Below are 13,631 nucleotides of genomic sequence, written 5' to 3' on the forward strand. Positions count from 1 at the left end.
TCTGTCCTTTTTCAAAAACATACTATATAAAAAATAAAAAAATTAAAATTTGATAAAAAACAGGAATAAGAGCCAGGTAGCCTTATCACCAAAACGGTTCTTAATACGCTTTAAAGCAGTAGAAATTTGGTTTCTCACAGTCTGTACACTAATTCCCAATTTGTCTGCAATCTGTTGGGCAGATAGGTTTTCAAATCGGCTGAGCAGAAATATTTCACGCATTTTTTCGGGCATAGCATCAATTTCCTTTCTTACCTGCTGATTTTCGGCGGCAAAATCCTGCTTTTCCCCCTCTTGAAAACTATAGTCCCAGTATTCCTCCTGTTCATTAATGGGGACAAAGATGGGGAGTCGATCCCGTTGGGCATAGAAATCGTATATTTTATGACGCAGCATGGACATCAAGTAAGCAGCGATATTGCTTTTCACTTGCCAGCCAGCGCGATTTTTCCAAATAATGTAAAAGACATCTTGTGTAATGTCAGATGCATCTTCTTCTGTAGGTAGTTTTTGCAGGGCTGTCCGATAGATTTTTTTCCAATACGTGTCAAACAGCCTTTTAAAAGCAATGGGATCGGCATTATTAATCGCCTCAATCAGTTCAACATCGTCTCTGTTCACAGCTAGGTTTTTCGTTAAAAGGTACTTGTTTAGAATTTATAATTTCCAAGTATAGAAAAAAAAACTTAGAAAGCAATTTCTAAAACCTCTTTTTAAGACAGCTACCTTTAAAAAAAATAGCGAACTCAAGTTCCTGTATGCGAATAAAATAACTGATTAAATTAAATAGATTAAAGTACACTAGAACAACCTATCCAAACAGATAAATTAAACTAAAAAGTATAGACAAAAGATAAATTGTTTATTTAAAATAGAGTTAATATACAGCTAATATCGCTAGAATACCTTTGCGGTATGAGAAGAAACCAAATTACAATCCTGAGTTTACTATTGTCAGTGGCAATAGCTGGCTGTAAAGACAACGACAAAATCGGAGATGGTGGAGAGAATCCGCCGGTGGAAAATTTAGAAAACTATTCAAAAGAACCTGCTTTTGTCTTTGGTATGCCCGGTTTTGAAAATTTAAAGATCACCACCCTGATCTCAAGTTCAGATAAATTATCCGGCAGTCCTGAATTCGTATTCGCTGGTCAACCTGATGGTGCTGGATTTATGAAGGATGACAAATCAGATGGTTTCCTGATGATCAGTAACCACGAAATCACGCAATCGGTATCCCGTGTTTATCTTGATAAAAACTTCAAACCTATTAAAGGCGAATATATCATGGATGGTACCGGTGGTAGCACCAGACTGTGTTCGGCTACACTTGCCACACCTGAGGAGCATGGGTTTTCCGCTTTCCTAACAGCTGGAGAATCTGGCGAAGAGAGTATGGTTCACAAGCTGGATCCACTGGGATCTGTAGCGCAACGCTCAGACAAAAACCGTGTTAAGCCGGCTTTAGGTAAAGCTTCCATGGAAAATGCGGTTCCTCTACCTAAAGATGTATCCAATGGCAAGACTTATATCCTGATCGGAGAAGATCAATCTTACGGTTCAAGCCATCAATCTGCTGGTCAATTGATCCTATACGTCGCTGATCAACAAGGTGACTTGGATAATGGCAAGCTATACGCCCTAAAGCGTAGCAATAATGACTATACCGAAACGAATATGAAAAAGGGTAGTTCTTATGATGTCGAGTTTGTCGAAATTCCAAATGCCAAAAATAAAACTGGTAAAGAAATCAACCAGGCAAACATAGACAACAAAGCCATCCGTTTCTCTCGGGTAGAAGATGTGGATTACCGTAAAGGTGCTGGTAATGGACGTGAAGTCTATTTTACCGCAACTGGGCAATCAAGTGATGGCAAGACCCCAACAGAAGGGTTAACAATGTGGGGCCGCGTCTATAAACTGAATATGGACGCTAAAGATATGTTGAAGGGTAAATTAGAAGTTATAGCGGAGGGAGATTCCGATCCGGGAAATAACCTGATCAATCCGGACAACCTATGTGTGACTGAAAACTTCGTCTATATCCAGGAAGACGGTGACTCCTATTATACTGATGCCAAACACGATTCTTATATCTGGCAATACAATATGGCGACCAAGACCTACAAACCTTGGTTAAACATGAAACATGAGCGCAACAACCAAGATTGGCAAAAAGCTTATAACCAAAGCGGCAACCTGCAGAAATTTGGCTCTTGGGAATTTGGAGCGATGACAGATGTTTCCAAATTGGTTGGCATTCCAAATACCTTTGCTGTCAATATCCACTCTCACACTTGGCAGAATGATAAATTTGCCAACGCGGATGGATCTGGTGCGGTTACCAACAAGGAAGGTGGTCAGGTCGTTCTTATCCGTAACGTACAACGATAATTTAAAAAAATCAATACTAAAACTCAAAAGGGTATTCTTTCATAGCGAGAGGATACCCTTATTGTTATTTTATTCAAACATAAAAAATAAATGAAATATTGGCTTGTGAGCGGTCTGATAGCAATTGTATTATTGGCTATCATGTGTAAGGGAAATCAGGAGACAGATCCCCAAGATTTGCCAGCAATCAGACAACAGGTGTTAAAGATCAATACCGCTTTTGATAAACAGATTGACCAACAGATCGCCAACGTCGAAAACAATAGTAGCGACCAACAGTTGCAACAAGGATTTGATCAGTTGCGGCTCACCTATAAAACTATGGAATGGGCAGTTGGCTATTTTATGCCCGAGACCGCCCGTTTTTTGAATGGTCCCAACCTGGACGAAATCGAACTGGAAGAAAATGCCGTCATCGAAGCTGAAGGTTTGCAAACTTTGGAGGAATATTTCTATCCAAGTTATCAAAAGGAAGAAAAACAACAGATTATTCGATTTTTAAAGAAGCTAAAAAACAAATCCCTAGCGATCAATACTTATTTTGAGGTCAATACCTTATCATTGCCACAGCTCATGGAATCATTACGCAATGAGGTATTCCGGATCACGACATTAGGCGTTACAGGTTTTGATACCCCCATCTCGGGGAAAGGTCTCGTCGAATCGACTCATGCCCTCGATGGTGTCGCTGATGTATTGCGTATGATCAAAGGACAGGTCAATCATCCTGGCGAGATCGAAAACATCTTAGGCTTAATTAAAACAACCAATACGATATTGGGCAAGAGTGCAGATCGGAACCAATTTGATTACCTCGGTTTGATGGATCAACATTTGAATAAAATTTCTGATGCACTGCATCAATTTCGAAAATCCGAAGGTATCCCATCCTTGCAGGTCAATCATCCTATCTCGCCCGATGCATCCAATCTTTTTAGCAAGGATGCCTTTAATCCCGATTTCTTTGTTCCCTCAGAGCGACAAAAAATGAGTCCTGAAAAAGTTGCTTTGGGCGCCAAATTATTCCGGGACAATATCTTATCCGGGGATCAAACCCGTTCTTGTATTTCCTGTCATCACGCAGACAAAGCCTTTGCAGATGGGGTCAAAGTGCCTAGTACCCTATCGGGTGCGAAGATGGACCGCAATACTCCTTCCCTTTCGTATAGTAATTATCAACATGGGCAATTCTGGGATATGCGTCGCGAAGATTTGGAAGGGCAAAGCGTGGATGTCATCACCAATAGGGATGAGATGCACGGATCCATGACGGAAATTGCCAAACGTCTGAATCAGCATAAGACCTACACAAAAGCGTTTAACAAAATTTATAAAACCGATACTGTTGAAAATTGGCAGGTACAGAATGTATTAGCCAGTTTTGTCCGTTCATTAAGCACATTTAACTCCCGCTTTGACCGTTATATGCGTGGTCAGTCGCAGCTACTGACAGCAGATGAAAAAGCCGGGTTTAACCTCTTTGTAGGCAAAGCCAAATGCGCTACTTGTCATTTTGTTCCCCTGTTTAACGGGACGGTACCACCTGAATATGCCAAGACCGAATCTGAAGTATTGGGCGTGGCTGTAGACTATCGTAATAAGCAACTGGATCCCGACCGCGGCAGAGGACGCTATCATGAGACGGTACCCCAATTGCAATATTCCTTTAAAACACCGACAGTACGCAATAGCAGCAAGACGGCGCCTTATATGCACAATGGTGGTTATGTCACCTTAGAACAGGTCATGGATTTTTACAACAAAGGCGGTGGTCAACAGTTTGGTTTTAAGCTGGACAATCAGACCTTACCGACAGATACATTAGGTCTAACAGCAAAAGAAACGGCCAAAATTATTGCCTTTCTCAAAGCTTTAGATGATTGATCCAAAAAGTAATATATCATCTCCTGGGTAGCAAAGACACTATCGGGAGCCTATCAGAATTCAGATACAATAAGAAGCCGCATGAACGGAGAGTTCCATGCGGCTCAAGTATGTATAGATTATCAGGATTATATATGACGATTGAAACCCACAATTGCGCCGAAAAATTTTAAAAAAGTTTTTTCCTACCTTAGATAAAGAAATCAAACGAGGAAAACCAACTTGTTTTTCATTAACTAACGTAATATTTTATATGAAATCATATGCACTTGTTTTAGCAGCGGGCCTGCTTCCGGTTGTTGCCTTGTGTCAGAAGATCGTTGCCCCCGGCAGCCGGGATATCAACACCAAGTATATAAAGCCTCAGAAATCGCTTTACACGGTATATTATGTCAAAGATACCAATTGGGACAAGCAGGGTACAATAACGTACGATATTGTTGCGGCCAACAATCAACTGAGCCTGACAAGTTCTTATACGCCCAAAGACAATGCTTGGGTCACGGCCCGCACCAGCGTCGTGGATGGAAGCACACTAAAATCCATCAGCTATGCGGCTGACACCAAGAAAACAAAATTAAATCTCAATTTTGGCGAAACGATCACTGGTAATTATTATTCCAAAGAGACTAAAAAAGATAAAAAACTGAATTTAAAATCCAACGAACCATTTATCGACTTCAACTGGACAGACCATCTGATGGGTACACTTCCCCTAGATGTCGGTTATAAGGCACGGATTCCGCAGTTTTACTACAATGACGAGTCCAATGTTCAGGTGGAATACTACAGCATTAAAGAAGTCAAAAGCTATAGTTATGGCTCGCCGAAAACAGGCAAACATGACAGCTGGTTAATCACGCTATTGGAAGAGAACACGGGGGCAATCTATAATTATGTCGTGGACAAGAAAGACCGCCGTTTATGGCAACGGGAGATGTCTATGGGCAATGGTAAGTGGGAAATTACCGTCAACGAGGAGCTCGATTACCAACCCATCAAAAACCGATTTAACAAAGAGCAAGCTGTTCAACAGATATCCAATGGTAACAGTGTGATCGTCGGCACCGCTTATGCACGGTCCAGCTCCGGCAAGCGGCTGGCTGGTCTTGTCAATACGGCGAAAAAACAATATGCGCCAAAGGGAACGGAAATTATGCTTTTTCCAAATTCAGCATACTACGAAGAATGGCTTGAGGTAAACAAAAAAATCCGAAAGCAAAAGAAAGTTGCGGAGGTTCCACTGGATCCCGATTTTGGCCACTCCGTCAAACACACCAAGGTTTATGATGATGAGGGACACTTTGAATTTGCGGAGCTCATGCCGGGCAATTATATCATTATGACCAGCTTTGATTTTTCCAACTCCTATAATTACTCCTATGTATCGGGTTACACCAATTATTACAACTATTGGGGTTATACCGGATCGACAACAAATTACGGTACCGGGCGATCCTCCTATATTGACAAAGCAAATATAGAGAAGCGCATTAGCATAGATAAGGATGGCGAGAAGAAAGAAGTCAATTTAAAAGAAATGTAAGCATAAATAGAAAGCCGCACAAATGGGGAATTTGTTGCGGCTTTAACACGAACTTATGAAAAACATATACTTATGAAAAGTATCTATCTATAAGACGGTTGAAAACCCCAATTGTCCCTACAAAAATAAAAAAATAAATTACCGCTATTTCTTTTTGAGTCGTTCCAAATAAGTATCCACACTTATGGGAAAGGTCCGAAAACTACCCAAAAGAAAACAGGCGCTCGCCCCCACCCAAACGGAATAGTTAAATGTCACTTTGATACCAAAAGACAAAGTCATCATCAATGCAAAAATAGTCAGCAAGCTACCCGATAGTAGCGCCACCAAACGTGTCCGATAACCGATTAGCAGCAATAGCGCTAAAATGACTTCCAGTATCGTAGCCCCTATGGCCAGCACATTCCCCATGGCAGCAGGTGCAAAAAAATTGAGATGATTGGAATAAGCCACAAAATTGGCCCAGTTTCCCCAGGAAGCATTCGCAGTGCCCGGTGCTCCCCAAAAACCCAGACGATCCGCCACTGCAGATAAAAAGGCTGTTGCCACAGCCAGGCGAACAAAAAGTTGACTATACATATGCTTTATTTTTTGATCAAATATAAAACAACAATAATCGTGTCAACTTAAACCAGTTTAAGAAATCAATTGACTAACAATAATAAGGCCGCCAGTACATCGGGTACTGAGCGGCCTTAAACATCAATTAATACGAATAAGAATTTATATGGTGTATCCCTCCATTAAAATGTGACACACTCTCTAAGTGACAACCGAATTGCCAAATAGTCCCAATAGAAAAACAAGAAAATTGTATATTTTCTCTAAATTAAAACTCCGGTTTTCATCATACATACCTTCATGCGCTGATAGGTTCGTTCAATATCATGATCCAGCCCAATAGAAAAACGGATCAATCCATCCGATATCCCCATGCTTACCCGTTCTTCCTCCGGAATTTCAGACGAGGTCGAACTGCCTGAACAGGAAAATAAGGTTTTATAAAACCCGAGACTTACCGCGAGATAGCCAAGATTCTCCACCTGCATCATTTCCATCAATTCATTGGCCTTTGCCGTCGTTCCAGCATCCAAAGTCAATATACCGCCAAAGCCATACTCGGCGTGCATCATGCTTTTTAGCAGTTCATGGTGCCTATGGGAAGATAATCCGGGATAGCAAACTTTTAGTCCATCCCGTTCAAAACGTTCAGCCAGATACAAGGCATTATAACTATGTTGCTTCATGCGGATATGGAGTGTTCTTAGATTTTTCAGAATACTGGCCGAACGCAGACTGTCCATTGTTGGCCCCAGCAACATACAGGCGCCAGAGTTTACATTTTTGGTGTCATTGATAAATTCCTGTGTCCCACAGTAGACACCGCCGACCGTATCGCTGCTGCCATTGATAAATTTGGTAAGGCTATGGATCACAACATCAGCTCCCAGGAGTCCCGGCGAAACGGATAAAGGCGAGAAGGTATTATCCACCACCAGTTTTAAATGATGTTTCTTGCAGAGCGCTGACAGTTTTCTTAAATCCGCGACCTCCAACAGCGGATTGCTGACACTTTCACAATAGATTATTTTTGTAGTCGGGCCTATCGCACGCTCAATCGCTTCGAAATTACTGATATCAACAAAACTTGTTTCAATCTGAAAAGGCGGCAGAAAATTTTTCAGAAAAGCATAAGTCCCCCCATAGATCGTACGGCTGGAAATGATATGGTCGCCACTTTTGCATAGCTGTAAAAGTACGGTCGTTATCGCCCCCATTCCCGAAGCCGTTACATTCGCGGCAGCCGTATTTTCCAGTTTGGCCAGTGCTTGCGCTAGATACAGATTCATCGGTGATGAATGTCGTGAATAGAGATAACAGCCATCCGCATTGCCCTCGAAGGTATCAAACATGGTTTTGGCCGACAGAAAGGTATAGGTTGAACTATCCGATATCGACGGATTTACACCCCCGAATTCGCCAAAATATTGCAAATCCTGTATTTCATTTGCTGCATTAAAATCTTCCATCTGAATATAATTTGGTTTATAGACAATTCTATTTTTATCTATAAAATTGAGGTATTTTAAGTTTTATTACAACACTTTATCAGTATATTAGATTATAAATCTAATGTTTAAAACAATTTTAGACAATAAATCTAACATGATTAAATTCAACATCTTTTCACCAAAAAATAATCTATGCAACTGGACGAAATCGACAAAAAATTGCTGCAATTTCTACAGGAAGATGCCAAGCAGACCAGTAAAGAGCTCTCGCACAGACTTGGTCTCTCTGTTACGGCGGTCTATGAGCGTGTACGCAAACTTGAAAACAGCGGGGTGATCTCCAGATACGTCGCACTGCTCAATAAGCAGAAGATCTCGAAAGATTTTATGGTACTCTGCCATGTCAAGCTCACACAGCACAAAAAAGAATATATTCAGCAGTTCGAACGTGAGGTCATGGATTTACAGGAAGTCACCGAATGCTTTCATGTCAGTGGAGATTATGACTATATCTTAAAAATCTGTGTACGCGATATGGAAGACTACCGACATTTTATGCTGAGCAAGCTGACCTCGTTACAGCATATTGCCAGTACACATAGTTCTTTTATGATCGCTGAGGTAAAAAACACATTGACCATTCTCGTTTAAACAAGCTGTTTAAACGAGAAGGTATTGCCATTGAAAAGACGATGTGTTGTTAAAACCGAGGATTATTAAACCAATACGCCGTTTTTTGAGGCAATTGGCTCTGGAAGATTATCTTCACCCATCAACTGTAATAAGTCGATCTCGATCGTCCGACAGATCGACAGCATCGGGATATCAAACATCAGTCCGCCGAAAGGGTTTTCGGTATAATCCCCAACCAGTTCCATCACGATATAGATCCATCCGATCACAACACAAAAGGGAATACTTGTCCAGATTCCCCAATGCCCCAATTTGGCAAATTCATTGACCAACCCTAAGGGCAATAACATGATCAAAATAACATTAAAAACAAATGCTGTACTTGCAAACTGCCTTGGCGAAGGAAACTTTTTGATCCGTTCGGCCTGTCCCTGGAAATCATAAAATTGATTGAGACAAGCCTGCAATTGTGTTTGATTAAAATCTGAGATAATCCCATCATTTTTTAAAGCATTGATATCTTTTGCCTGTTGGGCATTTAGATAAGTTGCAAAGTTCCGATAACTTGATTGCAACGCAAACTCCTCCGTTGAAAGATATTTATGCAAAAAAATAGGTGTTCGGCTATAATCCGGAAAACCTGCTTTGATCAATCTATGTCGCTTGACATTCAGTGCGCCAATATGCCTTTTCAGGCTGATGTGTTCCCATTCCGTCGGAACAAGCAGCTGCTCCCGGAATTGATACAACCAGGCAATATGACGGTAGGTTATTTTCTTTCTGATTTCTTCCAGATTTTGCTGATCCCCTTGTTCGGTATTAAAGGCATAAAGCATGGATACAAAGGAACGGCTGGAGTTGACGATCCCACCCCAAATCTTACGTGCCTCCCATAACCTATCATAAGCTTGGTTATTTTTAAAGCCCACATAAAAAGCTTCTGCTGTACCAATCAGTGCTAAAGGAACCCAAGGAATGATCATCCATTCCCACTGAAAGAAATAATAGACCACAGCAACGAGGGAACACCAAGCTGTCAGCCAGATCAAGTGGACACCAGCAAGGTTGAAAATCTGTTTGTAATTAAAATACTTTGTTGTAATCATAAAAGGTATATGTCATTAAGCCCTTCCAATATCAGTTAAATCAAAAATCCTTGTTTTTCAAATTGCTTGACCAATTTTGCAGCATCTTTTTCAGCCTCGTTCTCCTCCACCTCATAATTATCCAACAAAACGGCTGTTACACTTTCGACATTAAATTCCTTTCCCTGCAGTTCCAACCAGATCTGTACAGCTGTCTCATTAAACGTATATACCTTCGATGCATCCTGTTGAGCTTGCCCTGGATAGACTAGAATATGCTCATCGCCCAATTTGCGTAGTTGTAAATCTCCTCTAAGTTTCATCTGGCTATTCTTCTTTTTATTTCTATGACATTCAAATCGTCTGTTTGGTTTGTCCTATTACGAAAAAATATATACTTATCCAATGAATTCGAATGGCATTTTCGTCTCCAAGGCGGCTTCCTATCAAAGATAGAAAAGACACTGGAAAATACCGCACTCTATTTATTATATTATCATATCCCGCAATAAAAAAATTGAAATGGAATAGTGGATAACAGAAGTTAACAATTTTATTAAACATATCAGCAATTTTTAAAGATGTATTTATAACCTCTATTCTATCTATAGGACGACTATACCCAGCAAAAGGCCTAAGAAAAAAGCAAAAATTGACAACAGGAGATCACACGGACCTTATGTTGTCGGCAATTCAGCTATTTTCGCCGGCGCCTATACAAGAAAAAGAGCTAATACATAAAAAATCCGCTCTCTACCGGAAGCTATGCTATTGTAAAAACGGAATCAAGTTAATTTAGCTCTTCGATTTCTTTGACTTACAAATCGAAGGTCAATATTTCATTCTTTATTCTACTATTATATGGGCTATTACCCCGAACTGTAGATAAACGATAAAAGGTTGGTGCATCACCCCAGGGCCGAAATCTATAGCGATTATCCTTAACGATTTCAGCAAATAATTGAATCTTTTCCAATGGAGATTTGTGGACAAAGGCCTTATAACGCCAGTCTTCGGGTAATCCGAAGAAGAAACAACGTGCCGCATCTACTCGACTCAGAACTTTCTTTTCGGCATCTGTCAACTGTGTAAAATCGGACATCGCTTTTTGTAAAAGTTCCATCAGTTCTGTTGTGGCCCAACTATCAATAGCCAATATTCCATATCTTCCATAAGTAATCGAATTCATCATGACTGGATCTGTTTTTACATAAATTGAATCGTGGAAAACATCTTTGTATACATTCCAATTTATCTTGCTTGAATCAATAGACATCGTATAATAATCTTGTCTAAAGAAGACGAAGACACCATTTCGGCTTTCAATTGGTTCATCATCTGTCTTATAGTCAAATTTGGGATAGCCGGGTTCAAAAGCCGCTCCGATATCGGAATGATTGAAGAGGAATTGATCCTTGATGTCTTTATATTTCGCAAACTTGCCGATCTTGACAACAGTAGTGCCCCTATTTTCATTGATCCTTGCCTCTCCCAGCGCATTCGTCACTTGCGATTGCCAGACTTTCACATTTGAATTTCTTAATTCGGGCAAGGTTCCTCGTTGTAGCACGGTTCCATTTCCACCCACAATCTGTACATCTTGTGTTATTGACTTTCCATTGGTCCAACCTGGTGTAATAAATTTTCCATCTTCCAAAAAGGATCTTCCGTCAAGGTATTTGCCAATATAATGATCTGGATAGGTGCCCATATCATTGGTAATACCTGGCTGATATACACCATATTCCTCAGCCCCCTTCAAAATTCTGGAGATATCAAATGATACCTGCGTACTATCTGCATCTATCTTTAGGGACAGAACGACAACTCCCTTTTTTTCTAAAGCCTGTTGTAGGGAGTCTACCCGCCAAGCTTTACTAACACCATTTTTTTTAGTTTCCTCAGGCACCGGTTCGGGCTGGGTTACTTTATCTTTTTTGCAGGACAGACATAATACTGTAAGTGAAAAGACAAAAACAATATTTCGGAATACAAGATATTTCATACATTCTTTTCTTTATAAGTCGATTACCTGGGACTATCCCGAGGTATTTTCATTTTTCTCCGTTCTTAAAACACTTCATCTATTCGCAGGCAAAAGGGTGGAAGGTGATGATGTTTTTATGAAAATCAGATAGTCAAAATCTTCAGAAATCTTGCCTTCTGAGAACTCTATTGGATTACCTCCTCCTGCGCCAGTTCTTCTATATTCTAATTTGCCCAATAACCATTCGATATCTTTATGCTTATCAGATTTGGCTTTTTTTAGATCAAGAATAAACATCGGTTCCTGTACTTGCTCAAGCAAATATTCCAAGGTTCCGGGGTAAGCTTTTACAGCGTCATAACTCGTAAGGCCTTTTTTGCCAACGGCAGTATAACTTCCATCATAAAAAGAAAATCCAAAAGTTACATAATCATCCTTGAGTTTCTGTGCAAGGTGATCTCCTTGCATTTGGTTTGTTTCCATGATGTGTGCGTTATGCGCCCAAATGACAAATTTTGATTGCGGATTTTGCTCTTTTATCCACATAAAGTTGTCTGCCATACACTCGTCGCGCCACGAATAGTTATTCATAGCCAGATATTGCTCAATAATAACGATATTCTGCTGTAACCATGCTTTTTCGGCAGTTTTAAATGAAGATATTTCGACGCTGTTCTTTAAGAATGAGATCATGCCATTGATTTCCTTCTTCGCGCTAGCATCGACGACGATCATACCGCTGTTTTTTTGTGCATTACTTCTTACAACGTCCAGCTGGTTTTTCAGACTGTCTATTTTATCTTTTATTTCCTTATTTTCTTTGAATGCATTTAGAATTTCATTTACAGCTCCTGCGTAAAATTGCATATCGAAACCTGTGAATGTTATGCGTTGTTTTGGCTGGTTAAACCTGCGCATCCATTCGACCATGTTCAATACTTCGTCGGTCTGCCAAGTCCAAAAATACATACCTGCAATCAGCTTTTTCGGGTCGCCCTCTCCCCTGACTGTATAATCATTCAGCTTGTATGATTCGGGCATATTCGCCTCCATGGAAAACATATCGAACCCCTTATTTACTGCTAAATATTGGATGATACGGTTCTTCATCTTGAAGATCTCGCTCGAACCATGGGTCACTTCACCCAAAGCAACTACTTTACTGCTACCAATTAATTTACCTAGCGGTTTAAGATCTTTTGTATCGCCACTATCGGGCTCGTATGTTCGTAATGGATAGCTATATTTTTTAAGCGCAGCTAGCTCACTTGGCGAGAGCGAAGTTTTGGGAGCAGCCTCTACAATGTCAACAAATTTCTCACCGTCAATATACAATTCGAGGTCGTCGAACCATACAGTTCCTTCTCCTGGAAATAATCCACCGAAATTTATGTTTTTTGCGTCCTTGTTAACATCCATCTTGATGGAAACCTGTGTCCAATTGTTATCCCCTTTCAGTCCCCGGTCTTCCATATTATCGAATCCCAATGTAGCACCATTATCGCCATCAACCCTAAGCCATAGTCCGGCATAGCCGTTCTTGACACCTTTCGTTTTTACCCAACCTCGATATTCCACGCTTTTACCTGCATAAGTTTCGATGGGAAGTGTGCCCGTATAAACCCCAAAATCTCCATTCAGGTCACCGGTCTTTTCCATTTTTAGACTATATTTTCCAGCGTGCTTTTCTATGCTGTCCAACAAATAGCTGAAACCTTTCCCGCCGACAAACCAATATTTGGGCAATGACGTGCTATAGTTTTTGAGTTCAAAGCTCAAGTTCTGGCTTTTCTGTGCAAAGCCAACAATGCTAGACAAGCATAATGATGTAAAGACAATTAGAATTTTTGAAATTCCGTTCATAGGGCTGGTTATAATTGATAAATTGTAAAAAGCATTATTTCAATATAATTATTTTCTTTAAATTAAATATACAAAAAAAACTATCCATAGAATGAAAAAAAACTATACGAGAAAAAAAATTGAAGCAAAAAAATCCTTTGCCTTTCCAACATCAGTCATTCCTTCCTAAATCCCTCTGTTTTTCCTTTCACTGCCTGGCAATAACTCAGCTTACAATTAGTCCCCTT

The 13,631-nt window shown here is 40.2% G+C and carries 11 protein-coding genes; 4 read left to right on the plus strand and 7 right to left on the minus strand.

The features are described 5' to 3' along the window. Positions 1 to 42 precede the first annotated feature (42 nt). Complete coding sequence (locus tag ABFX33_RS08745; RefSeq protein WP_257093530.1) at positions 43 to 621, minus strand: RNA polymerase sigma factor; 579 nt, start codon at positions 619 to 621, stop codon at positions 43 to 45. A 294-nt stretch (positions 622 to 915) separates the two neighbouring features. Between ABFX33_RS08745 and ABFX33_RS08750 the strand changes: the two genes are divergently transcribed. The 3 genes from ABFX33_RS08750 (at position 916) to ABFX33_RS08760 (ending at position 5,824) form a co-directional block, all read left to right on the plus strand. Next, a complete protein-coding gene (locus tag ABFX33_RS08750) occupies positions 916 to 2,394 on the plus strand; it encodes a PhoX family protein (protein ID WP_346085558.1) in 1,479 nt (492 codons plus the stop codon). A 90-nt stretch (positions 2,395 to 2,484) separates the two neighbouring features. Further along, positions 2,485 to 4,278: a cytochrome-c peroxidase gene (locus ABFX33_RS08755; RefSeq protein WP_346085559.1), complete on the plus strand. Its 1,794-nt coding sequence runs from the start codon at positions 2,485 to 2,487 to the stop codon at positions 4,276 to 4,278. Positions 4,279 to 4,531: 253 nt separating this feature from the next. Further along, positions 4,532 to 5,824: a DUF3108 domain-containing protein gene (locus ABFX33_RS08760; protein WP_346085560.1), complete on the plus strand. Its 1,293-nt coding sequence runs from the start codon at positions 4,532 to 4,534 to the stop codon at positions 5,822 to 5,824. 144 nt (positions 5,825 to 5,968) lie between these two features. Here ABFX33_RS08760 and ABFX33_RS08765 read toward each other — a convergent pair whose 3' ends face one another. After that, a complete protein-coding gene (locus tag ABFX33_RS08765) occupies positions 5,969 to 6,403 on the minus strand; it encodes a hypothetical protein (protein ID WP_346085562.1) in 435 nt (144 codons plus the stop codon). A 245-nt stretch (positions 6,404 to 6,648) separates the two neighbouring features. After that, positions 6,649 to 7,854, minus strand: coding sequence for an aminotransferase class I/II-fold pyridoxal phosphate-dependent enzyme (locus tag ABFX33_RS08770; protein WP_346085563.1), 1,206 nt, complete (start codon positions 7,852 to 7,854; stop codon positions 6,649 to 6,651). Positions 7,855 to 8,028: 174 nt separating this feature from the next. On the opposite strand from ABFX33_RS08770, the gene ABFX33_RS08775 reads away from it, so the two are divergent. Further along, positions 8,029 to 8,487 carry an Lrp/AsnC family transcriptional regulator gene (locus ABFX33_RS08775; protein WP_346085565.1) on the plus strand — a complete coding sequence of 153 codons (459 nt, stop codon included), beginning with the start codon at positions 8,029 to 8,031 and terminating at the stop codon, positions 8,485 to 8,487. A 65-nt stretch (positions 8,488 to 8,552) separates the two neighbouring features. Here the strand turns inward: ABFX33_RS08775 and ABFX33_RS08780 are convergent, their stop codons facing one another. The 4 genes from ABFX33_RS08780 to ABFX33_RS08795 form a co-directional block, all read right to left on the minus strand. After that, the gene (locus tag ABFX33_RS08780; protein ID WP_257093555.1) at positions 8,553 to 9,575 is read right to left on the minus strand and encodes a bestrophin family protein; all 1,023 of its coding nucleotides are present in this window, start codon (positions 9,573 to 9,575) and stop codon (positions 8,553 to 8,555) included. Between the two features lie 35 nt (positions 9,576 to 9,610). After that, positions 9,611 to 9,877 (minus strand): PqqD family protein, encoded by a 267-nt coding sequence (locus tag ABFX33_RS08785; protein ID WP_346085566.1) that lies wholly within the window; start codon positions 9,875 to 9,877, stop codon positions 9,611 to 9,613. 494 nt (positions 9,878 to 10,371) lie between these two features. Continuing rightward, positions 10,372 to 11,559 (minus strand): hypothetical protein, encoded by a 1,188-nt coding sequence (locus ABFX33_RS08790; RefSeq protein ID WP_346085568.1) that lies wholly within the window; start codon positions 11,557 to 11,559, stop codon positions 10,372 to 10,374. A gap of 75 nt (positions 11,560 to 11,634) precedes the next feature. Beyond that, entirely contained in the window at positions 11,635 to 13,404 is a 1,770-nt protein-coding gene (locus tag ABFX33_RS08795; RefSeq protein WP_346085569.1) for an erythromycin esterase family protein, read from the minus strand. Positions 13,405 to 13,631: the final 227 nt, after the last annotated feature.

The organism is Sphingobacterium ginsenosidimutans (assembly GCF_039536865.1).
GTDB classification, from domain to species: Bacteria; Bacteroidota; Bacteroidia; order Sphingobacteriales; family Sphingobacteriaceae; genus Sphingobacterium; species Sphingobacterium detergens.